The sequence below is a fragment of the Streptomyces sp. NPDC031265 genome (genome assembly GCF_055570295.1).
The window spans coordinates 11,653-33,446 of sequence record NZ_JBVIHM010000008.1 but is presented as its reverse complement, the minus strand read 5'-3'; the positions used below and the strand labels follow the sequence as shown (position 1 = coordinate 33,446).

Genomic DNA, 21,794 nt, shown 5'->3' with positions numbered 1-21,794 from the left:
CGGCCCGGACGGGGCGTTGTCGCCATCCCGTCCGGGCCGTTGATCAAGGCCGGTGCAGCTCCGCGCGCTGGATCAGCCGGTGGTGACCGAGGTGTCGTCGATCAGGAAGCTGGTCGCCAGTGAGGAGTCCTCGGCGCCCGTGAACTTGATGGTGACCGTCTTGCCCTTGAAGGCGGACAGGTCGAGGGTGCGCTGGACGTAGCCGCTCGGTGTGGCGTTGGAGTACGTCGCCAGGGTGGTCGTCGTGGTGCCGGAGACGACCTGCGCCTTGAGGGTGTCGTACGCGGTGGTGCCGGTCTCCTTGGTGTCGATCGCGAGCCAGAAGGACAGCTTCGGAGCCGTGGCCGTCGCCGGGATGGTCACCGACTGGGACAGGGTGTCGGTGTGGGAGGAGCCGTATCCGTCCAGCCAGGCGTAGTACGAGCCGGCGTGGGCGGTGGCGCCGGTGTCATTGGTGATGGCACCGGAGGACGCGGACCAGGTGGTCGCGCCCGACTCGAAGCCGGGGTTCGACAGCAGGTTGGAGCCGCTCGGCGGCTGAGTGGTGCCGCTGCCGCCGCACGTGGTCGCCGTCGGCGCGACGGCGACGCCGCTCCAGGCCTTCTCGACGGTGGTGCACTGGGTGCTGCTGGCACCGTACAGGTCGGTCGCGGCCTTGATGGTCGCGGTACGGGCATCCGCATACGTGGAGGCGGCCGTCAGGTACGTGGTGAGCGCGCGGTACCAGATCTTGCCGGTGGCGTCGTTGCCGAGGCCGGTGACCGTACCGCCGTCGCAGGTCGGGCTGTTGCCGTAGCTGGACGAGCCGGAACCGACCGCCATCAGGTAGAACCAGTGGTTGCCGACGCCGGACGAGTAGTGCGGGTCCAGGTTCTTGGTGTTGGTGGTCCAGCAGCTCTGGGAGGCGCCGTCCTTCTTCGGGTCGTCCATGTACCGCAGCGGTGAGGTGCTGATCTTCTCGCCGATGAGGTAGTCGGGCGTGTCCGCGGGGCTCTTGGCGTTGAACTCGACCAGGGTGCCGAAGATGTCCGAGGTGGACTCGTTCATGCCGCCGGCGTCACCGAAGTAGTTGAGGCCCGCGGTGGCCGCGGTGACGCCGTGGCTCATCTCGTGGCCGGCCACGTCCAGTTCGGTGAACGGCTTCTGGCCGGAGGCGCCGTCGCCGTAGATCATGCTGAAGCTGTCGTCGTCCCAGCCCGCGTTGGCGTAGTTGACGCCGTAGTGGACGAAGGAACGGGCGCCGACGCCGTCGTTCTTGATGCCGTTACGGCCGTGGACGTTCTTGTAGTAGTCCCAGGTGGCCTGGATGCCGTAGTGGGCGTCCACGGCGACCGTGGCGCGGTCGCTGAGGGTGCCGTTGCCCCACACGTTGTCCGTGTCGGTGAAGGCGGCGCCCCAGCCGGCCGGCGGCGAGTCGTTGGTGACGGTCTTGTTCTGGGCGTCCCGCGTCTCCCCGTTACCGCGGGTCGGGTCCTTGAGCTCGTATCCGCCGGAGACGCTGTTCGTGCCCAGCGTCACGTCGCCGACCTGGTAGCCGTGGGCGGTGCCCGAGGCGGGAGGAGCAGACCCGGCAGTGGTCTGCGAGGTGGTGGTGTGGCCCGGGACCACCGTGCTGTGGAAGGTGTTCCAGGACTTCCCGGCCTGTCCGGTCGTCGCATCGACCAGCGTGTGGAAGTGGCTGGGCGAGCCGTCGGGGGCGGTGCCGTCGACGACGACCTGCCAGGCGAGCGTCGGCGTGGCCGACGTCGCGTCGACGACGAGCTCGGCCTTGCTGCCCTTCCTGACGCCCTTGAACTTCGCGACGGCCACGGCCACGGCACGCTGCTTGCTGACCTTCGGCGTCACCGAAAGCGACAGCGGAGCCTTGAGGGTCATGGAGGTCGAGCGCAGCTCACCGTTGGGGGCCGAGTGCACGATGAAGTCGCCGCCCAGGACCGGCAGGCCCTGGTAGCGGCGGTCCAGGTGGACGTGGCGGCTGCCGTCCTTGTCGACCGTCACATCGTGTGACAGGAAGGTGTCGTGGACGCCTGCCCGGACGGTGTTGGGGCTTGCGGCCACCTCGGCGGTGGCATCCCGCAGGGCCTGGGCCTTGCTCGGCTTCGGCGAGACGGCCCGGGGACCCTTGGCGGCGGAGGCGGGGGTGCCCGCACCGGCTATCAGAAGGCCGCTGACCGCGAGGGACAGCGTACCGACGAGTAGAGATCGTTTCATGGGCACGGAGAATGGCGGGATCTACGTCTCCGGGGCAATGAGATGCCAATTCTGTTTAATAAGCATCCCTGTGAAACGATCATGACAAGTAACGGGTGTGTGTCCCCGTTGTTTCCCGCCCTGATGGGCGCGTGTGTACGGAGCGGAACGAACGGTCGGTGCTCGCCCCTGCGCAAGCAGGGCCCTGGTCAAGACTGTTCACATCGTGACGTGTGTCACCTGCCGTTTGGCTGGAAGTCGCTAGCATGTGGTCCCCCGCACGGCATGCAGGACGGATCACCTGTGCCCCCTCAACTCCCGCCGCCCGACCTGGCCGACGCCTTGCGCCACGGCCCGTTCGAGGTCGCGCTCGACTGCGCCGTGCGCGCCAGCGGCCTCAGCCTGGAACGCATCCAGCACCGGCTGGCGGCCCGCGGAGTTGCCGTCAGTGTGACCACTCTCAGCTACTGGCGGCGTGGCCGCAGCCGCCCCGAACGCCCCCAGTCCCGGCAGGCCGTCCGGCTGCTGGAGGAACTGCTGGGCCTTCCCACCGACTCCTTGGTCTCCCTGCTGGGTCCCCAGCGCCCGCGCGGGCGCTGGGTCAACCGCCCGCCTCGGGTGCTGGAGACCGAGGACCTGTGGCAGCAGTACAAGAGCCTGCCCGGCCTGCTCGACGCGATGGGCTCCACCGACGACGGGCTGACCCGGCTTGCTGTGCACGACCGGTACGAGATCGACGAGAACGGCGCCGAGCGGCGGCTGACCGTCACCATGGTGCTGCGCGCCGAGCACGAGCGGGTGGACCGGCTGGTGCTCATCAGCCGTGGCGACGACCCGCAGCGCACACTGCCCGAGCTCACGGGCATCCGCAATGCCCGCAAAGGACGGGTACGTTCTGATGTCTCGGTGCCGCTGTCCGTCGCGGAACTGCTCCTGGACCGGGTGCTCACCAAGGGCGAGACCGACGTAATCGAGTACACCTACGCCTTTTCGACCACCGGTGCCCGCACCAGCGAGGTCGGCACCGGCTTCCGCGCCCCCGCCCGGCTCTACACCCTCGAAGTCCAGTTCCATCCCGACGCCGTCCCCATCCGGTGCCACCGTTACTACGGCACCACCGCCGGCGGTCCCATGGACCCCGCCGAACAGGTCTGGATCAGCGCCTCCGGCCGCGCCGCCTTCACCGTCGAAGACCCCGGCCCGGGCTTCCAGGCCATGCGCTGGGAATGGGATTGACGTACTCCCGCTCCAAAGGGCGGGGGTTCCGGGCTGGGGCGTTTGGCCCTTCCGGTGTCTTCCTGTTTCACCGCGCTGTGCCGGGACTTTCGTCCTGGTCTGACCGGCGCTCCACGAGGCGTTTAACCTGTCCGCCTGTCCGCCTGTCCGGCGGCCGGGATGTTGCGTGCGGCGTTCAGTTTCTTGCCACCGGTGAGACTGCGGTCGTGCTCACTCAGGTCCGTGCTCGCGCTCGTGCGACCGGCCGTGAACTCAGCTTCCCCATCCTGCAGACGATCACGATCACGATCACGATCACGATCACGATCACGATCACGATCACGATCACGATCACGATCACGATCACGATCACGATCACGGTCAAGGACGGGCAGATCGCCGAGGTCCGTCCGTTCTGCAGGCTGCGAGGGCTGGCTCGACAGCGGGCACGAGGTCGGTACCGGCGAGGCACACGTCCGCGGCGCATTCAAGCTCGGCCCCAGCAACCGGGGCACCACCTGCAAGGGTTGGCTGGAGCGCCGGACCTCCTCCGACGCGCCCTGGCAGCGGATCTCCGACATCCACACCGCCAGCGACACCACTTACTGGTACTACGACGGCGGCACCTACCAGGCGCGGGTCTGCGTCGGCGACCTGCTTTACTCCAACTCCTACTCCTGCGAGGGCTACTGGTGGGCCTCAGCCGCGCAGGGCCTCGGGGGGCAACCGATGCGCGCAGGACGACCGGTCCGACGTCCCTGCGCGCATCGGGTACGGGGGAGGGAGCGACTCTGGGTGGGCCAAGCATGGAGGTGCTCCAGCGGAGTTTGGCCGCTGGGCACACCCGCCCGTCAGATACGCGCCCACCTCGGATTCGGGGGAGCGATTCCTGCTCCTCCGTGGGGCGGGGCGCCGGCCCGGCCGCGCGGGCCGAGGGGGATCATGATCCACATGACTTCCGCAGCGTCCTTCCCTTCCAGCGAAACCGCCACTTCCACCGGCACCTCCCCCTCAGCACGAGCCTTCCCGCCCACCGGCCGTCGCGTGCTCGTCAGCGGTGCCTCGCGCGGGCTCGGCCGTGCGCTCGCTCAGGCGTTCGCCGCCAATGGCGACCGGGTAGCCGTCCACTTCGGCTCGCGGCGCGAGGAGGCCGAAACGACCCTCGCCTCCCTCGTCGGTACGGGGCACGTGCTCGCCGGAGGCGACCTGTCCGCCCCGGACGGTGCGCACGCCGTCGCCGAGACGGCGGCCGCAGGACTCGGTGGGCTGGACGTGCTCGTCAACAACGCCGCCGTGAACCTCCCACATCCGCTCGCCACCACCGCGTACGAAGACTGGGCGGCCGCCTGGCAGAGTCACGTATCCGTCAACCTCCTCGCGACGGCCAACCTCAGCCACCTCGCGGCTCGCCGGATGATCGAGCAGGGCGGTGGTGGCCGGATCGTCAACGTCGGCTCGCGCGGGGCCTTCCGCGGTGAACCGGACCACCCGGCGTACGGGGCGACGAAGGCGGCGGTGCACGCGCTGGGCCAGTCCCTCGCCGTGCACCTCGCCACGTACGGGATCGGCGTCGCCTCCGTGGCACCCGGGTTCTTCGAAACCGAGCGGGTTGCGCACCGGTTGAGCGGGGCGGAGGGCGAGGCGATCCGCGCCCAGAGCCCGTTCGGACGGGTGGCGTCGGCGGACGAGATCGCGGCGGCCGTGCTGTGGCTGGCCTCACCGGCGGCCGAATGGGCCTCGGGGACGGTCCTGGACCTCAACGGGGCCTCGTACCTGCGTACGTGAGACACCCGCTCAGGCACAGCCATGCTGACGTGCGGCCCGTCGGCAAGGGGCGGCGTCGACGACCCTGCGCCTTCGCCCATGAGGAGGACGGACAGGTCTTGGCCCTGGCCCGGCTCGCCGGCCAGCACAAAGGGATCGTCCGGCTCCGCGAGACCGCTGGAGCCCTCATCCGTTCTCGACGGAACCGTCGCCTCGCGCGTATGCCCAGAGTGCGGCGCCCTCCGCCGCGGCCCGCTCCATGACGAGGACGATCGCGCCGTCCAGCGACGGCCGGCCCGGCGCGCTGAGGACCAGGGAGTCGAGGAGCCGGACGAGCCTCGGGTGGCCCGCCCCGCGGCCCGGTTCGAGTTCGCGGCGGGCGGTCTCGGCCACGGTGCGTGCCTGGCGGGGCGCGAGTCCGGCGGTCGGCATGACCTTGAGGGCGACCTCGTGCTCGTCCGGCTCGTCCTCGTCCGGCCGGTCGGGGAGGCCGTCCGCGAGGCCTTCTGCGGGTTCGCCCGAAATCCGGTCCGCGGGCCCGTCGGCGAGGCGGTCCTCGGACCGGTCCGTGGCCCGGTCCGCCGGCCGCCCCGGCGTGGACGTTGGCCCAGCCGCCGGCGCCGATCGGTTCGCCGACGATCCAGGAGCCGATCCGGTGGCCCACGGGCAGGAGACGCACCCGGCCGGCGGCCCGCATGGCCGACCAGGTGCGGGCCATCCGGGCGAGGCGCCGGGCTCGTACGGCATGGTGCCCGGGGCCGCGGTGCCCCGTGAAGGATGCTGATGTCTCCCCCCGCAGGAGAGCCCGTGAGCGATCCCAGCCCCCGCGTGACCCCGAGGCCGGCATCCGTCGCGGCAAGCGATGACGTTCCGGCTCCGGGTGTCATCGGCATCGGACTCGCCGCGGTGCTGACGTTCGCCCTCGCCCAGGGCTCGTGGCAGTGGTTCGCCACGTTCATCGGGGCGACGCTTCTTGCGGTGATGCTGGCCTTCCAGCGCCGGGCGCAGTGGACGCCGGACATTCGCTCGGCGTACATGCGCGGCCTGGTCGCGTACGCGCTGGTCGTCGGCCTCTGTGTGGCGGTCGCGCTGGCACCCCTGCTGCAGCGCGGGGCCTGGCTGTTCCCGATGCCGGGCACGCGCGGCGAGTGCGAACTGATGGGCAGGTACGAGGCCCTTCAGGTGAAGGCCGCGCTGGGGAACCTGGCCGGCAACGACGGTGCCGCCCTGGCGTTCGCGCAGGATGTCCAGGCCCGCAAGGCCGTTGCCGAGTGCCTGGCGGCCACGACGACTCTGTGGCTGCCGGTGTACGGGGTGGGGGCGGCGGTGCTGGTGGGGGGCACTGCGTGGTTCCGCGACCGGGCCCGGGCCCGCCGGGCCCCCGTTGGCCACTGAAGTTTTCGGGCGCACCTTCCGCCGCCCGCCCGGTTGCCGGGCGGCCGTGCGGTGTGGCGGCCGGGCACGGGGCAGCGGCGGTGTCGCCTTCGGTCCGTACCGTGGGCGGTATCTGGGCAGGGGCGGCCGGGTTTGCTAGCTTCGAGCCATGGTCGCCCAGGCTGAGAACTTCGCGTCGCGTCGCTATGTCGACCTGCGGCGCCAGGCCACCGCCACCTGTCTCTCCCGCTGAGGCGGCCGGAGCGGGTCCCGTCCCGATCGCCGAGAAGCAGACGGCGCAGTGTCGGACCAGCTCCCCGAGGAAGTTCCCCATGTACCGCTCCGCAGCACCCGTACCCCCGCTTGCCTCCCCGCCGTACCGTGCGGCCCCGGCGGTCCGCCGGGTGTCGGACAGCGCGCGGCGCAGGACCAGCGCCAGCGTCGTCCTGCGGTCCGTCCTTGAGTACGGTCCCGTCGCGCGCAGCGGCATCGCCCGTCTGACCGGCCTCTCCCCGGCGTCGGTGACCGACTACTGCGCACAGCTGGGCGCGGTGGGCCTGATACGGGAGGGCGCGGTGCCCAGGCAGTCCAAGGGGGCCGGGCGCCCGTACATACCCGTCGACCTGGACACTTCGCGGTTCGTGGTCGGCGGGGTGCACGTGGCTGTGCCGTACACCACCGTCGCGCTGCTCGACCTGCGCGGGCGGGTGGTCGCCGAGCGGCGGCTGGACCACGGCGACGGCATCGAGCCAGGCCGGATCCTCGCCAACGCCGCCGACGGGCTCGACGCGCTGTTCGCGCAGGCCGGCGGGCGCACCCCACTGGGCGTCGGTGTGGCGGCCGGGGGATGGGTGGACCGGGACTCCGGCACCATCGTGGAGCACGGGCTCCTCGGCTGGCGCGACGTGGCCGTCCGAGAGGTGATCGGCGCCCGTACCGGCCTGCCGGTCCATGTGGACGGGCACGCACGGGCGTTGGTCGACGCGGAGCGGTTGTTCGGCCGGGCCCGAGGTGGTCGCAGCGTGCTGCACCTCTTCGTCGGCAATGGGGTGGACGCCGCCTTCGCCACCCACGACGAGGTCCATCACGGGCCCCGTTCACAGGCCGGCGCGATCGCCCATCTGCCGTTGGAGGGCGGGACGGAGCCGTGCGACTGCGGCCGGAGCGGGTGCCTTCAGGCAGAGCTCAGCGAGCAGACACTGTCCCGCCGGGCGCGGGAGAGCGGCGTCATCCGGACGGCGAACCCGATGCACGTGGTGGGCGCCGCGGCCGATGGCGATCCGGTCGCCGTACGCCTCCTGGTGGAGCGGGCCCGGATGGTCGGGCGGGCGACTCGGCTGCTGCTGGACGTGCTCAACCCGGAGACGGTCGTCATCACCGAGGTCGGTGTGATGTACCGGGAGGACTGCCTCGGCGCGTTGCGCGAGGAGGTGGGGCGGGAGCGGGGGGCGCTGGTCGTGCCCACCAGTTTCGCGGAATCGGTGCTCGCGGTGGCGGGCGGTTCGGTCGCCCTCGACGTGCTCTACCGGGATCCGCTGGGCATGCCGACGGACGCCAATTAATTCAGAAACTCCGAATGTTGACAGGGGCAGTGCGGGGCCGCGAACATTCTGGGCATGAGCAGCGCGCAGGAATTCTCCCCGATGGCCCGGTCGCGGCAGGTCCGCGAGCGGAGCGTCGGTGTCGCGCCGTCGAAGGCGTCGTCGCTGCTGGCGCTGCGGCGCACTCCGCTGACCAGGTGCCGTGTCATCGACCTGATGCGGGTAGGCCGCACCCTTTGTTGCTGACGCGTCACGCCCAGGTGTCCGCGTGTCCTTTTCCCCACGCGTCCCCACGCTGACGCGCGGTTGAATCGACGCATTGTTGCGTGCGTTGCCATGCGCTGAGGTGGTGACGCACCGGCGTCGCGAACTCCCTTTCTCCCTCGCTCCTTTGGCGTGCGTATTTCCTCCCGTGTATTTCTCCTTCCGGGCTTGGCCCTGGCCGGAATTTCACGTGGTATTCCTCCCTCCCAGCTCACGGAGTCCTCCCATGCCACCAGTGTCCCCGCTCGCGGCCGGTGTCGACCGGCGACTGTTCCTGTCCTCCCTGCTCGGAATCGCTGCCGTCGGTCTGAGCGGCTGCGCGGGGGCCGGCGCCGCCGGCAACGAAGCCGAGGCCACGGGGGGCGTGCTCGCCCCGCCGGCGGCCGAGGTGCCCGCCGGTACGAGCCTCAAGGTCGCCTCGTACCAGGGCGTGCAGCAGCTCCAGTTCAAGTTGGCGGGCCTGAATGACCTGCCCTTCGCCGTGTCCAGCTGGCTGAACATCGGTGCCGGACCCGACGTCATCAACGCCTTCCGTGCCAAGTCCCTGGACCTGGCCAACAACGCGGGTATCCCGCTCATCCAGGCGCACTACCAGGGCTACGCGGCGAAGATCGTGGCGATCGGCATCACCCGTAAGCCCAACTACCTCTTCGCCACGAAACCCGGCAGCGGCATCGAGGACGTCCACGGCTTCAAGGGGAAGAAGCTGGCCTTCTCGCAGGGCCAGGCACAGGGAGTGGTTCTGCTGCGCGCCCTGAAGAAGGCCGGGCTGACCCACGACGACGTGAAGCTGGTGCCGCTGACCAGCAATCAGTTCCTCACCGCGCTCCAGGCGGGACAGGTCGACATCGCCCCGCTGGCCAACCAGCAGGTCCCGGCCTACCTCAAGCGGTACGGCCCCAAGGGGGCGCACACCCTCACGACCGATGTCGTGGACCTGCTCAACCTCCTGTGGGCGCCCGCCACCGTCCTCGCCGACCCCGCGAAAGCCGCCGCGATCGCCGCGTACATCCCTCGCTGGGCCAAGGGACAGGTGTGGGCGTACGAGCACCCGGACACCTGGAACGAAGAGTTCTACGTCAAGACCCAGAACCTCACCACCGCACAGGCCCAGTCGATCACCGCGCTCGCCAACAAACCACTCTTTCCCCCGAGTTGGGACGAAGCCGTGAAGTGGGAGCAGGAGACCGCCGACCTGCTGGCGGAGGGCGGCTTCGTGAAGAGGTTCACGGTCGACTCGCTCTTCGACCGGCGCTTCGAGGGCATCGCGGCCAAGGCCGTCCCCGCCGGATATCAGAGGTGACGGCCATGACCACCACCACGACGCCGCCCCTCCTTGTGTCCGCGCCCACCGAAACACCCCAGGCGGTACGCCCGGCCAGGCGGCGCAGCCTCGCCCCGGGCAAACGGCTACCCGCCTCCCGCCTCATAGGTCCGTCCCTGGTCCTCGCCCTGTGGGCCGCGGCGTCCGCGGCCGGACAGCTGGACCCCGCAGCGATCCCGGCGCCCTGGACGGTCCTGCGCACCACGGGCGACCTGTGGAGCGGTGGCACGCTGCCCACCGATGTGCTCACCTCACTGGAACGCGCCGGATACGGGTTCGCGCTCGGGCTGGCGGCCGGTGTCGTACTCGCACTCACCGCCGGACTCAGCCGGATCGGCGAGGCGCTGATCGACGGAACCGTCCAGCTCAACCGCGCGATTCCCACCCTGGGCCTGATTCCGCTCTTCATACTCTGGCTCGGCATCGGTGAGACCTTCAAGATCGCGATCATCGCGATCGTCGTCTACATCCCGATCTATCTGAACCTGCATGCCGCGCTGTCGGGCATCGACCACCGCTATGTCGAACTCGCGGAAGCGCAGGGCCTGTCCAGGATCCGTTTCATCCGGCAGATCGTCATCCCCGGCGCCCTGCCCGGCTTCTTCGTCGGGCTACGGCTCGGGGTGACCGGTTCCTGGCTCTCGCTGGTCGTCCTGGAGCAGATCAACGCCACCAGCGGTCTCGGCTACATGATGTTCCAGGCCCAGAACTACGGCCGCACGGACATCATCCTTGTCGGCCTGCTGATCTACGGAGTCCTCGGCCTGCTCTCCGACAGCGCGGTCCGCCTCTTCGAACGAAGGGTGCTGTCATGGCGACGCACGCTGAGCAACTGACCACCGACGTCACGGCCCCGGCGGTCCGTCTCACCGGGCTCACCCGCTCCTTCGAGGGCCGCACGGTCCTCGAGGGCATCGACCTCGCCATCCCGGCCGGGCAGTTCACGGCCCTGCTCGGACACAGCGGCTCCGGCAAGAGCACGCTGCTGCGGGCCGTCGCCCGGCTCGACCACCGGGTCGCGGGCAGCGGCGACCTGACCGCCCCGGCCAGGGTGTCGGTGGTCTTCCAGGACTCCCGGCTGCTGCCCTGGTGCCGGGTGCTGGACAACGTCCTGCTGGGCACGGACGGCAAGGAAGCCGTGGGGCGCGGTCGCGCGGCCCTCGCCGAGGTGGGTCTCGCGGGGCGCGAGAGGGCCTGGCCCAACGAGCTGTCGGGCGGCGAGGCCCAGCGTGCCGCACTGGCCCGCTCCCTCGTCAGAGAACCCGAACTGCTCCTCGCCGACGAGCCGTTCGGCGCCCTGGACGCGCTCACCCGCATCCGTATGCACACACTCCTGCGCGAGTTGTGGGAGCGCCACCGGCCCTCCGTCCTCCTCGTCACGCACGACGTGGACGAGGCGATCGTGCTGGCCGACCGGGTGCTCGTGCTCGACCGGGGCCGTATCGGCCTCGACCTCACCATCGAGCGGCCGCACCCGCGCCAGTACCGCGACCCCCTGCTCGGCAACTACCGCGAGCGGCTCCTCGCCGCCCTCGGCGTGACGGAACACCGGGAACACCAGGAACACGAGGAACACGAGAACGACAACGACCAGGACAGCGACCAGGACGACGAGCCGAACCCACCACACCAGGAGGACCACCAGTGACCCGGCGTCAACTCCACCTCAACGCGTTCCTCATGAGCACCGGACATCACGAGGCATCGTGGCGCCTGCCCGAGAGCGATCCGTACGCGAGCGTCGACCTCGACCACTACCGCGACCTCGCCCGCATCGCCGAACGCGGCACCTTCGACTCGCTCTTCCTCGCCGACGGTCCGGTCCTCTTCAACAACGTCGGCCAGCGTCCGTCCGGTGTTCTGGAACCCCTCACCCTGCTCACCGCCCTGGCCGTGGCCACCGAGCACATCGGTCTGATCGCCACCGCCTCCACGTCGTACAACTCGCCCTACAACCTGGCCCGCAGATTCGCCTCCCTCGACCACGTCAGCGGCGGACGGGCGGGCTGGAACATCGTGACCACCGCCGGTGGCGAGGCCGCCCGCAACTTCGGGCTGGACGACGAACCCGCCCATGCCACCCGCTACGAGCGAGCCGACGAGTTCCTGGACGTGGCGCTCAAGCTCTGGGACAGCTGGGAGGACGACCTGATCGTCGCGGACAAGGCGGCAGGGGTCTGGGGCGACGAGTACAAGCTCCACCCGCCGCGTCACCAGGGGACGTACTTCAGCGTCGAGGGCGCCCTCAACGTACCGCGCAGCCCCCAGGGGTACCCGCTCCTCGTCCAGGCGGGCTCGTCGCGGGACGGCAAGCGGTTTGCGGCGCGCCACGCGGAAGCCGTCTTCACCGCCCAGCAGACGCTCAACGACGCACAGGACTTCTACGCCGACCTCAAGGCCCGAACGCGTGCGGCCGGCCGGGACCCCGACCGCGTAAAGGTGCTGCCCGGCATCGTCCCGGTCATCGGCTCCACCGAGGCCGAGGCACGCGCACACGAGCGGCTGCTGGACGACCACATCGTCCCCGAACACGGCCTCCACCGCCTCGAACACCTGCTGCACCTGGAGGCGGGCGTGCTGGAACTGGACTCCCAGCTGCCCGCCGAACTGCCTCCGGAGAGTGCCATCGAGGGCGCCAAGAGCCGCTACACCCTCGTCGTGGAACTCGCCCGGCGCGAGCGGCTCACCGTACGGCAGCTCATCGGCCGCCTGGGCGGCGGACGCGGCCATCTGACCTTCGCGGGCACGCCCGAGCAGGTGGCCGACGCCATCGAGGACTGGTTCCGCCTCGGCGCCGCCGACGGTTTCAACATCATGCCCGCGGTCCTGCCGTCCGGCCTCGACCGGTTCGTCGACCACGTCGTGCCCATCCTGCGCCGGCGCGGCCTGTTCCGCAGCGAGTACGGCCCCAGGCAGACCCTGCGCGAGCGCTACGGCCTGCCGCGCCCCGCCAACCAGCACAGCTCCCCGACCCTGACCCACGTCTAGAAAGGCAGGACCCCACACATGTCCGACATCGAGTTCCGCAAGGTCACCGCGCACATCGGCGCCCAGGTGTCCGGCGTCGACATCGCCAAGCCCCTGGACGCCGAGACCGTCACCGCCCTGCGTACGGCCCTCAGCGAGCACAAGGCCCTGGTCTTCGACGACGTCGACCTGGACGACGAGGGCCAGCAGGCCTTCGCCCGCCACTTCGGGGAGCTGACCACCGCACACCCCACCGTGCCCGCCGTGGCCGGCGCCCCCAACGTGCTCCCCGTCGACAGCGAGCGCGGCCGCGCCAACCACTGGCACACCGACGTCACCTTCGTCCTCAACCCGCCGCAAGCCAGCACCCTGCGCAGCATCACCGTCCCGCCCTACGGAGGCGAGACACTGATCGCCAACGCGGCGGCCGCGTATCGCAGCCTGCCCGAACCACTGCGGCTGCTCGCCGACACCCTGTGGGCCGAGCACACCAACGACTACGACTACGCGGTGCCGGACGAGGAGGTCGACGAGGAGAAGGCCGAGCAGCGCGCCCAGTTCACGTCCGTCACCTACCGAACCGCCCATCCGGTCGTACGGGTCCACCCGCTGACCGGCGAACGCGGGCTGTTCATCGGCGGATTCGCCCAGCGGATCGTCGGCCTGTCAGCGGCGGAGTCCCGCAAGATCCTCGAACTGCTCCAGAGCTACGTCACCCGGCCGGAGAACATCCTGCGCTGGCGCTGGTCCCCGAACCAGCTCGTCCTGTTCGACAACCGGATCACCCAGCACTACGCCATCGACAACTACGACGGCCTGCCGCGCCGCCTGCACCGCGTGACCGTCGCCGGTGACGTGCCGGTCGGCATCGAGGGCAAGGAGAGCTATTCGATCGCGGGCGACGCCTCCCACTACACGTCCGTCTACACGCCGCCGACCGCATGACACATGAGGGGGCCTGTCTCCACTCGGGGAGAGGCCCCCTCACCGTTTCGCCTCCGTCCGCGCCCGCGCGTACGGATGGGGCGAGCTGAAGATCAGCGTCGTGCCGACCGCGAAGACCCGGCCCGGCTGGAGGGGCGGCTCGCGGACGAGCGGGTGCTGTGACCCCACCGCCTGGCTGAAACCGAACCGTCACTGCTCCGTCCGCGACCCTCCATCGAGCGCCGCCAGCCGGTCGCGGCACCCGGCTGCCGCGATGTCCGCGCCGAGTTCCCCGTAGATGCCGAGCGCCTCGGCGTACGCGGCCCGCGCCTCGGCCTGATGCGGCATTACGCCTCCCAGGGCGCACAGGATGTCGGCGAGGCCCCGGCGGGAGCCGACGCGTTCGAAGGCGGCGCGGGCCTCGTCGTAGGCGGCGCGCGCCTGGTCCGGCCGGCCGTCGGCGCGTTCGGTGTCGCCGAGCACGCGCAGCGTGAAGCCCAGGCCGCCCGCGTTGCCCAGCTCACGGTGGACGGCGGCGGAGCGGGCCAGCGTCTCGCGGGCCTGCGCGTAGTGGCCCCGCAGGCGCTGTACGTCGCCGAGCCCGCGCAGCATGTCGGCCTCCCCGCGCCGGTCGCCGATGCGGCGGGACAGGTCGCGGGCCCGGACGAAGAGGTCGGCGGCCTCGTCGTGGCGGCCGTCCAACCGGGCCACATGGCCGAGGCCCCTCAGCGCCTGCGCCTGCCCGCGCACGTCACCGATCTCCTCGTACGTCACGAGGGCGGCCCGGTAGCCCTCGTGCGCCTCGATGCCCCGGCCCCGGTTGCGCGCGATGTCGGCCATGCCCCGCAGCGCCTGCGCCTCGCCACGGCGGTCGGTGAGCCCGGCATACAGCTCGCGCGCCTGCCGGAACTCCCCGGTGCCCGTCTCGTAACGGCCCTGCGAGAGGCTGACGTTGGCCAGGCCCCAGAGCGCGTCGGCGCGGCCCGCCCGGTCGTCGAGCTCCTCGTAGACGCGCAAGGCGCAGGTGAAGAGCTCACGCGCATCGTCGTAGCGGCTGCGGGAGCGTTCGGTCTCGGCGAGCCCCCACAGGGCGTCCGCCTGGCCGCGCCGGTCAGCGAGGGCCTCGTACAGCTCGTGGGCGGCCCGGTAGTTGTCCCGCGCGGCCGCCAGATCGCCGCGCGTCCGCTCCGTATCGGCCAGGCCCCGCAAGGCGTCGGCCCGGCTGGGCCGGTCGTGATCAGCCATGGCGGCATCCCTCATGGCGGTCCAGATCCTGGCGAGTTCAGTGGTGGCGCCGAGCCCGCCCAGGACGGCGTGCGCCAGTGCGGCGAGGCGTCTGGCATGCGGGGAGCGGCGTTCGACGGCGGCCACCGTCACGGCGATCAGATTGGTGCGCTCCGCCTCGACCCAGGCCCGTGCGGCGCCCGGCTCGCCCCCTCCGGTTGCCAGCGCCTCGCGAGCCGCCTCGCCCCGGTTCAGCTGGTGGGTGAAGAGCCGGTCGAGGGCCTCGTCCCAGTGCTCCTGCGGCTCGTGTCCCACCGCCAGGCTCCGGGCGTACGCGAGGAACAGGTCGTGGAAGCCGAAGCGTCCCCGGCCGTGGCGTTGCAACATGTGCCTCTCGGCCAGATCGGCCATGCGACGGCGGCACTCGCGCACCGTCATCCCGGTCATCGCCGCGCACGCCTCCACCTCCAGCTCGGAGCCCGGATGCATGGCCAGTACCCGCAACAGGCCCGCCTGCACCGGGTCCTCCGCCTCCAGCGCCTGCCAGGACACCGCGAACGCCGCGCCGACCCGCCGGTCGGCGTCGGGGATCTCCAGCAGCGGCGAGTCCGTCTCCCGCATGGCGAGCAGCAGCTCCGCCGGTTCCTCGAAGCGCAGCCGGGCGGCGACCGCCTGCACGGCCAGCGGCAGGAACCCGCAGGCCCGGCAGATCTCCTCCAGGGCGGGGTCGGACGCTTCCTCCACGGACAGTCCGGCGCCCGCCACCAGGAGCCGTACCGCCTCGTCGGCGGGCAGCACGTCGAGTGCGGTGAGTGTGATGCGGTCGGGGTCGTGCAGCGCGATACGGCTGGTGATCAGGACCAGGCTGCTGTCGTCCCCGGGGAGCAGGCAGGACACCTGGTCGAGCGATGCCGCGTTGTCGAGCAGCAGCAGGCCGCGTCTGCCGTGCAGCCAGTTTCGCCACAGCGCGGCCTTCGCGTCCAGGGTGGGCGCGTCGTCGCCGCGGATGCCCGCCCAGGTGAGCAGCGCGTCCATCGCGGCGTGCGCGTCCAGCGGCGCCCGGTCGGGGGTGTGGCCGTACAGGTCGAGTTCGAACTGCGCGTCGGGGAAGTCGGCGGCGAGCTGGTGGGCGAGGTGGCGGGCCAGGGCGGACTTGCCGACGCCCGGCATCCCGACGATGGCATGCACCAACTCGGGGCGCCCGGTGAGGTTCCCGGCGACCAGCTCGGGCAGCCGGTGGCGTTCCGCGACCCGGTCCACGATCTGGCGGGGCGGCGCCTTGAGGGTGGTGCGCAGCGCCTCGGCCGGACCCGGCGCGGCCGGCAACCGGGCGGAGTCGGCCGGGCGTTCGGGATCGAGCGCCCGCAACAGCGGGTCGTGGCCGGTCAGTTCCCGCAGCACGTCCCGGAATCCGGGGTCCGCGAGCAGGGCCCGCACGGGAACGGCCGTCAGCCGCCGTCCTTCGTAGGGCCGGTCGCTCCAGTCGACGACGCCCAGCAGGGCGCCGCTCTTGTGCACGACCGCGCTGCCGGACATGCCCGACCACTGGTCCCAGCCGGACGGCCAGGCGGTCGACACGTCGACGGCGTAACGGTCGCTGCGCGTGTATGTCAGCGGGTCCAGGACACCGCGTACCGTCTCGGTCTCCGTGCCGTCGCCCGTGCTGCGCGCCGCGGCGGCCGACATGCCGGTCACGGCGACGGTGACCGGTTCGGTCCCCGTCACCTCGGCCCAGCGCGGCTCGGGTACGCCGTGCGCGCCGGGTACGCCGTGTGCACGGGAAACGCTGTGTTCGTCGACGCCGAGCCGCAGTAGCGCCGCGTCGAGCCCGGCGTCCCCCTGCCAGAGGACGGTGCCCGGCACGGGGTCGGTGAGACGCACCGCCCCCCGCCCGCCGACGACGGCCCTGACCGTGATGTCCGGCCGGTGCCGGCCGTCCGCGAACGTCACCCCGTGGCGGGAGGTGAGTACCAGCGAGGGCGCCAGCAGCCGCCCGGACGAGAACTCCCTGCGCCCCTCGGCGTCCACCGGGCCCGCGGTGACCGCCACGAGGCCCGGGTGCAGCGGTGCGGCCCCCTCGTGTACGCCCGTGGCCCCGTCGTACGCGCCTTCGGCCCGCGAAGCCGTCACCGTCGGCCGGAGACCGTGGCGGGGTCCCCGGTCAGGGTGTCGCGCACATCGAGCTTGAGGCGCAGCCGGTGCGTCGTACCCTGCGACACCTTCGCGTCGGCGCCGAGCTTGACCACGCCGAGGCGGACGCCACCCGATCCGCCGGCGTCCTTGCGCACCTCGACGAGGAACTCCATCTCCACCTCGGTGATACGGAATTGAAGCCGCGCGCCCTCGCCGTACTCCTGCGCCTGGGCCAACTGCGTACGCAACTGCTCGATCGCCTCGGTGATCTCATTGCCGTCCGTCGTCATCCCATGCCCCCGTCGCTCACGATCACTGCCGCCGCATCCTGCCGCACGGGCCCGGACGCCCGCCAGCCCCTCGGCCCGCCGGGCCCTCACCCGCTCGCCGGAGCGGCGTGAACGCCGACCCCCCGGCCCGGCCTCCTACGAAACCGCCGCCTTCACCCTGGCCTACAGCTCAGCCTATGCTGGGCTGACAGTGGGAAACACAGAAGGAGCCTCGGGGGTCGTGTGCACGCATCAGCGCAGCCGCGTCCGGTCGACCAACATCGGCCCTACTTCTCTCTGAGTTACGCGCACACGCCGGGGTACGGCGCGGGCGGCCCGGACCCCGACATGTGGGTGGAGCGGCTCTTCCATGATCTCTGCGATGGGCCGCAAGCACGGGCGGGATGTCCGCCTGGTGCACCCCGCGCACACCACGATGGACTGCGTGCGGCGCGGAGCGAGAACCAAGCACGCACTACCTCTGTCAGAACGAACGTATGCCTGCACCGCGTGCGGAGCCGTATCCCCCAGGGACAAGAACTCCGCTCGCGTGATGCTGCTCCGGGCTGGTCTCAACCCGGCTGGTACTGATCGTGGAAGCCCAGACGGGGCGCTGCCCCCGTCTGGCAGCGTGAGCTGGAAATCCCGCATCAGCCCTGGAGGGTGAGGAATCCCCTCCCTTCAGGGAGGGGAGGATTCAACACGCGTCTACCGCCGCTCAACGAGCGGTATCCGCTCGCCGCACTCGGCCACCGCTTCGTCGACATCGATGCCTCCGACATGTACGTGCGGAGTCGTCGCCCAATCCGGCGGGAGCCCACTCCGACCATGTGCGTGCCGAGTCGGCCCACCTGCTGCTCACCCTCGCGGACTATTCACGCTGACCAGCACACCCCCTCGTTCCCGGGCAGCCGCCAGGGCAGCCGGCGAGTGGCCGTCACGATGGGGGTGGTGGGTACGCGTCGGCCGCCCGGGGGAAACTTCCGGGCGGCCGACGTCGGAGACCAACCTGCTGGTCAGCGGCCCTTCAGGCGTTCGACTGCGGCGACGCCGACTGCGGCGAGTGCGATCTGGATGGCGAGTTCGATCCAGTCGATGCCCTTGGTGTCCGCGACGCCTGCGGCGGCGGCGATGGCGGTGCCGACCAGGGCGGCGACGATACCGACGGCGATGGTCCACAGGATGCCGGTGTGCTGGCGGCCAGGCAGGGCGAGTCGGCCCAGCACGCCGATGACGGCGCCGATGACGATGGCGGTGATGATGCCGGAGATCTCCATGCTGTCCCTTCCTCGAAGTCGTTCGCTGCCCGGATGCCCGCCCGCCGCGTGCTCACACACCACGTCGTCGGGACAGAGGTCCTGGCAGTCACGCTCCAGAGGCCATGGTGGCTACAGTTCCAGAAGGGGCTCCAGGGCGCGCAGCTCATGGCGGATCTCGTCCAGGGGCAGCGCCCGTTCGCGGTCCAGGACGAGGTAGATGAAGAGTCCGCCCTCCCGCAGCCGCAGCACAGGCCGGATCATGTGCAGCTCGGTGCCGAGCGTGATCAGGATGTCCTCGACGCTGTCCGGGGCGTAGCCAAGGAGCTCCAGGGTGTACAGCTTGGCGCGCATCACATCGCTGTCTCCGTAGGCGACCTTGTCCATGTCGAGCCCACTGCCGCGATCCAGGGAGCCCAACACCCGGCGCTGCCGGAAATCGACCACGGCCACCCCCGTGGCACCGCCGATCGCCAACGCTTTCTCCAGCACCATCGCGATGGTGTCCATGCCGCCTCTCCTTGCTTCGGCCGGCCCCGGCGACATTCAGCCGCGTCCGGCCCGACTGACTTCGTCGACCAGGCACCTTAGCGAAGACGGCACATGTCGTGCGCCGGCGGCCCGAGCCTCACCCTTGCAGCCGGTCTGTCTGTCAGGGTTCGTCGTGGGGCTGACGGATGGAGTGCTGGGGGACGGCGGCTCGTTGGCGAGGTGACCCTGGATGCCGTGCGGGGGAGCTTGCCTCCGCGAACTCAGGCAGGGGAGCAGGGGGCGGTTTTTGGCGGCTCCGTTGAGCGTGGGGACTCCCGTGGGCAAGGCGTCCGTCGGCCGCGTCGGTGCCACCACGGCGTGCCGTCCGGCCGGGATCTGGCCCGCGTGACCCGCGTGGCGGGGGTCTCGCCGATGGCCGTGCCGAAGGCAGCCCGCACTTGGGCGGCTTCCCGGCGCACGGCCTCGTCGAGGGTGGGGTCGCGCGTGACCGCCTCCAGAATGGCCTTGGTGTCGCGGCGGCTGCGGCGGCGCATGTCTTCGGCCTCGTACGGCGTGAGCTCGCCCATCTGGCGCTCCGGGGCAGCGCACCCGCCGAACGCGCGTGTCTGCTGCGCGCGTTGTCCACCGTGTTCCGCGCGCCGGCGGACGTGGTGCGCGCGCTGCGGGGCGGGGCGTGACGAGGCCGGATGTCTCACGGCCGGGGATGATGCCGGCGGACGGGGCGACTTCGTCCGGATTCACGTAAACGTGACCTCACGGCCAGGGGCGGACGGTGTCGAGAACGGCGCGCACGGCGCACGCGCCGGGCGCCTGTGCCTCACCTCGCGGGTGCGTCCTGTCGTTCAGCACGGGCCTAGCCTTCGGCGCGGCTGACCTGGCGGCCGAACTCGGCACAGGGCACCGGGACATGCCGGACGCCACCGTCCATCGCGTCCTGCGCGCCGCGGCCGCGGCCCGCCGGCCTACGAGCGTCTTCCCCGCCGTACGTGACCTCGACGGTCTGGCGACAGTCTGCGACCGCGGTCGCGAGCAGGGCTTCTTCGGTCGCTCGGTGGTACACCTCACCCAAGTCCCGGGCGCCAACGCAGCTTTCACCCCGACCGGCCAGGAGGTGGCCGCCGCACCGCGCCTCATGAAGTGCGTCGAGGCAGCACACTCGGCCGGTTCGGCCGCCTGCCTCGACGGAACCGGCGCGCCTTCTGGGCCGCCCGGCGGGTGTCAGGCGGGGCCGGACGGCGGCCGGGAGTGGGCGGACCACCTCGGCCCGGATCCGCCGACGGGACCTGGCCACCCGGGCTCCGGTCGATGCGATGTGACGCAGATCGCACGACTTTCCTCCCCTCCCCGGCAACTCCGCCGTGTGCGGCGGCAACTGAGGGCCGACAGAGCAGTACTCCGCTCCACCTCCGCACAAGGAACGCCACCCCATGCCCCCTTCCTCTCACCGCCGCCTCCCCGCCCGACGCCGTATGGCCCTGCTCAGTACGGGACTTGTCGCTGCGGCGGGTCTCGGCGCCCTGCCGTTAGCCATGCGCGCCGACGCGGGCGCCGTCGATCTCGCACACGCCGTCCTGGCCGCCAAGGACGGCTGGGCGTCAAGCGGCTCCGGCACCACCGGCGGACAGGCCGCCGACGCGGCGCACGACGTCACCGTCACCACACGGGCCGAACTGGTCAAGGCCCTCCGCGCGGGTCCGTCCGGCGCCCCGAGGATCATCCGGGTGAAGGGCCGCATCGACGCCAACACCGACGACCAGGGCCGCCCGTTGACCTGCGCCGATTACGCCAAGGGCACGGGCTACACGCTCGCCGCGTACCTCAAGGCCTACGACCCCTCGGTATGGGGACGGTCCAAGCTGCCGTCCGGCGCGCAGGAGTCCGCTCGGGCGGCGGCGCAGGCGAGGCAGGCCGAGCGGGTGGGCATCACCGTGCCGTCGAACACCACGGTCATCGGCGTGCCCGGCACCGACGCGGGCATCAACGGAGGCAGTCTGCTGGTCCAGAAGGCGGAAAACGTCATCGTCCGCAACCTGACCTTCGCCGACACCCGTGACTGCTTCCCCCAGTGGGACCCCAAGGACGGCTCCGAGGGCAACTGGAACTCCGCGTACGACGCCGTCACCCTGCGAGGGGCGACGCACGTGTGGGCCGACCACAACACGTTCACCGACAGCCCGCACTTCGACGCTTCGAACCCGCGTTACTTCGGCCGCGAGTACCAGGTCCACGACGGAGCCCTCGACATCACCAACGCCTCGGACCTGGTCACCGTCTCGTACAACCGCTTCACCGACCACGACAAGACCATGCTCATCGGCAGCAGTGACAAGGATTCAAAACTCCGTGTCACCCTGCACCACAACGTCTTCCAGGGCATCGTGCAGCGCGCGCCGCTGGCCCGGGTCGGACAGGTCCACCTGTACAACAACCACTTCGACACCACCCCGCGCAACGGCTACACCCACAGCTACAGCGTGAACGCGCGTGCCAACGTGCAGATCGTGGCGCAGAACAACTACTGGACGCTCTCCTCCGACCGGAAGGCGTCCCAACTCCTGTCGGGCGACGGTACGGGCGCTTTCGCCGGCAGCGGGAACATGGTCAACGGCTCGGTCTCCGACCTCGTCGCCGCCCACAACGCCGCGAACAGCAAGAAGATCAAGCCCGAGACGAAGTGGAAGCCCGTCCTCGCCGGTGGACTGGAGTCCTCTGCGGCGGGCCTTCCCACGTCCCTCGCCCGCCGTGCGGGCGCGGGCGTCCTGAGGTGATCCCACCGCCCCGGGGGGGGGGGGGGGGGGGGGGGGTGCGTGGGGGGGAGGGGGGGGGTGGGCGGAAGGGGGGAGGGGGGTGGTGGGAG

General features: G+C 71.1%; 19 protein-coding genes and 2 pseudogenes. 14 read left to right on the top strand and 7 right to left on the bottom strand.

Features of this window, described 5'->3' with window-relative positions; all coding sequences use genetic code 11:
- Positions 1-72 precede the first annotated feature (72 nt).
- Complete coding sequence (locus ACZ499_RS14740; RefSeq protein ID WP_468675080.1) at positions 73-2,211, bottom strand: M4 family metallopeptidase; 2,139 nt, start codon at positions 2,209-2,211, stop codon at positions 73-75.
- Between the two features lie 282 nt (positions 2,212-2,493).
- On the opposite strand from ACZ499_RS14740, the gene ACZ499_RS14735 reads away from it, so the two are divergent.
- The 3 genes and pseudogenes from ACZ499_RS14735 to ACZ499_RS14725 all read left to right on the top strand — a co-directional run bounded on the left by ACZ499_RS14735 (position 2,494) and on the right by ACZ499_RS14725 (position 5,190).
- Positions 2,494-3,426, top strand: a complete 933-nt coding sequence (locus tag ACZ499_RS14735) for a hypothetical protein (protein ID WP_468675079.1) — start codon at positions 2,494-2,496, stop codon at positions 3,424-3,426.
- A 176-nt stretch (positions 3,427-3,602) separates the two neighbouring features.
- Positions 3,603-3,821 (top strand): annotated as a pseudogene (locus ACZ499_RS14730) (hypothetical protein); the annotation flags it as partial.
- 535 nt (positions 3,822-4,356) lie between these two features.
- Positions 4,357-5,190 carry an SDR family NAD(P)-dependent oxidoreductase gene (locus tag ACZ499_RS14725; RefSeq protein WP_468675078.1) on the top strand — a complete coding sequence of 278 codons (834 nt, stop codon included), beginning with the start codon at positions 4,357-4,359 and terminating at the stop codon, positions 5,188-5,190.
- Positions 5,191-5,355: 165 nt separating this feature from the next.
- Here ACZ499_RS14725 and ACZ499_RS14720 read toward each other — a convergent pair whose 3' ends face one another.
- Positions 5,356-5,916 (bottom strand): hypothetical protein, encoded by a 561-nt coding sequence (locus tag ACZ499_RS14720; protein WP_468675077.1) that lies wholly within the window; start codon positions 5,914-5,916, stop codon positions 5,356-5,358.
- Between the two features lie 60 nt (positions 5,917-5,976).
- Here ACZ499_RS14720 and ACZ499_RS14715 point away from each other — a divergent pair, with 60 nt between their 5' ends.
- From ACZ499_RS14715 to ACZ499_RS14680, 8 genes are all read left to right on the top strand, one after another.
- Positions 5,977-6,564 carry a hypothetical protein gene (locus ACZ499_RS14715; protein WP_468675076.1) on the top strand — a complete coding sequence of 196 codons (588 nt, stop codon included), beginning with the start codon at positions 5,977-5,979 and terminating at the stop codon, positions 6,562-6,564.
- Between the two features lie 311 nt (positions 6,565-6,875).
- Positions 6,876-8,105, top strand: a complete 1,230-nt coding sequence (locus ACZ499_RS14710; RefSeq protein WP_468675074.1) for an ROK family protein — start codon at positions 6,876-6,878, stop codon at positions 8,103-8,105.
- 54 nt (positions 8,106-8,159) lie between these two features.
- Positions 8,160-8,330 (top strand): hypothetical protein, encoded by a 171-nt coding sequence (locus ACZ499_RS14705; protein ID WP_385821095.1) that lies wholly within the window; start codon positions 8,160-8,162, stop codon positions 8,328-8,330.
- A 244-nt stretch (positions 8,331-8,574) separates the two neighbouring features.
- Positions 8,575-9,651 carry an ABC transporter substrate-binding protein gene (locus tag ACZ499_RS14700; RefSeq protein ID WP_468675072.1) on the top strand — a complete coding sequence of 359 codons (1,077 nt, stop codon included), beginning with the start codon at positions 8,575-8,577 and terminating at the stop codon, positions 9,649-9,651.
- Between the two features lie 5 nt (positions 9,652-9,656).
- Complete coding sequence (locus tag ACZ499_RS14695; protein WP_468675071.1) at positions 9,657-10,508, top strand: ABC transporter permease; 852 nt, start codon at positions 9,657-9,659, stop codon at positions 10,506-10,508.
- Positions 10,484-11,320, top strand: a complete 837-nt coding sequence (locus tag ACZ499_RS14690; protein ID WP_468675070.1) for an ABC transporter ATP-binding protein — start codon at positions 10,484-10,486, stop codon at positions 11,318-11,320. Before ACZ499_RS14695 ends, ACZ499_RS14690 begins: the two co-directional genes overlap by 25 nt.
- Positions 11,317-12,660, top strand: a complete 1,344-nt coding sequence (locus tag ACZ499_RS14685; RefSeq protein WP_468675068.1) for an LLM class flavin-dependent oxidoreductase — start codon at positions 11,317-11,319, stop codon at positions 12,658-12,660. Before ACZ499_RS14690 ends, ACZ499_RS14685 begins: the two co-directional genes overlap by 4 nt.
- Positions 12,661-12,678: 18 nt before the next feature.
- Positions 12,679-13,584: a TauD/TfdA dioxygenase family protein gene (locus ACZ499_RS14680; RefSeq protein ID WP_468675066.1), complete on the top strand. Its 906-nt coding sequence runs from the start codon at positions 12,679-12,681 to the stop codon at positions 13,582-13,584.
- Between the two features lie 39 nt (positions 13,585-13,623).
- Here ACZ499_RS14680 and ACZ499_RS14675 read toward each other — a convergent pair whose 3' ends face one another.
- From ACZ499_RS14675 to ACZ499_RS14665, 3 genes are read right to left on the bottom strand one after another with little or no spacing between them, the layout of a single operon-like run.
- Positions 13,624-13,752: a hypothetical protein gene (locus tag ACZ499_RS14675; RefSeq protein ID WP_468675064.1), complete on the bottom strand. Its 129-nt coding sequence runs from the start codon at positions 13,750-13,752 to the stop codon at positions 13,624-13,626.
- Positions 13,753-13,773: 21 nt separating this feature from the next.
- Entirely contained in the window at positions 13,774-16,917 is a 3,144-nt protein-coding gene (locus tag ACZ499_RS14670; protein WP_468675062.1) for a tetratricopeptide repeat protein, read from the bottom strand.
- Complete coding sequence (locus tag ACZ499_RS14665; RefSeq protein WP_468675060.1) at positions 16,914-17,210, bottom strand: trypco2 family protein; 297 nt, start codon at positions 17,208-17,210, stop codon at positions 16,914-16,916. The genes ACZ499_RS14670 and ACZ499_RS14665 overlap by 4 nt, the downstream gene beginning before the upstream one ends.
- A gap of 361 nt (positions 17,211-17,571) precedes the next feature.
- Between ACZ499_RS14665 and ACZ499_RS14660 the strand changes: the two are divergent.
- A pseudogene (locus ACZ499_RS14660) lies at positions 17,572-17,856 on the top strand (zinc ribbon domain-containing protein); the annotation flags it as partial.
- Between the two features lie 349 nt (positions 17,857-18,205).
- Here ACZ499_RS14660 and ACZ499_RS14655 read toward each other — a convergent pair.
- Both ACZ499_RS14655 and ACZ499_RS14650 read right to left on the bottom strand, forming a co-directional pair.
- Positions 18,206-18,466, bottom strand: a complete 261-nt coding sequence (locus ACZ499_RS14655; protein ID WP_385538563.1) for a GlsB/YeaQ/YmgE family stress response membrane protein — start codon at positions 18,464-18,466, stop codon at positions 18,206-18,208.
- Positions 18,467-18,577: 111 nt separating this feature from the next.
- A complete protein-coding gene (locus ACZ499_RS14650; protein WP_385538561.1) occupies positions 18,578-18,955 on the bottom strand; it encodes a hypothetical protein in 378 nt (125 codons plus the stop codon).
- A 419-nt stretch (positions 18,956-19,374) separates the two neighbouring features.
- Here ACZ499_RS14650 and ACZ499_RS14645 point away from each other — a divergent pair, with 419 nt between their 5' ends.
- Entirely contained in the window at positions 19,375-19,614 is a 240-nt protein-coding gene (locus ACZ499_RS14645) for a hypothetical protein (RefSeq protein ID WP_468675057.1), read from the top strand.
- 750 nt (positions 19,615-20,364) lie between these two features.
- The gene (locus ACZ499_RS14640; RefSeq protein WP_468675056.1) at positions 20,365-21,705 is read left to right on the top strand and encodes a pectate lyase family protein; all 1,341 of its coding nucleotides are present in this window, start codon (positions 20,365-20,367) and stop codon (positions 21,703-21,705) included.
- Positions 21,706-21,794 lie beyond the last annotated feature (89 nt).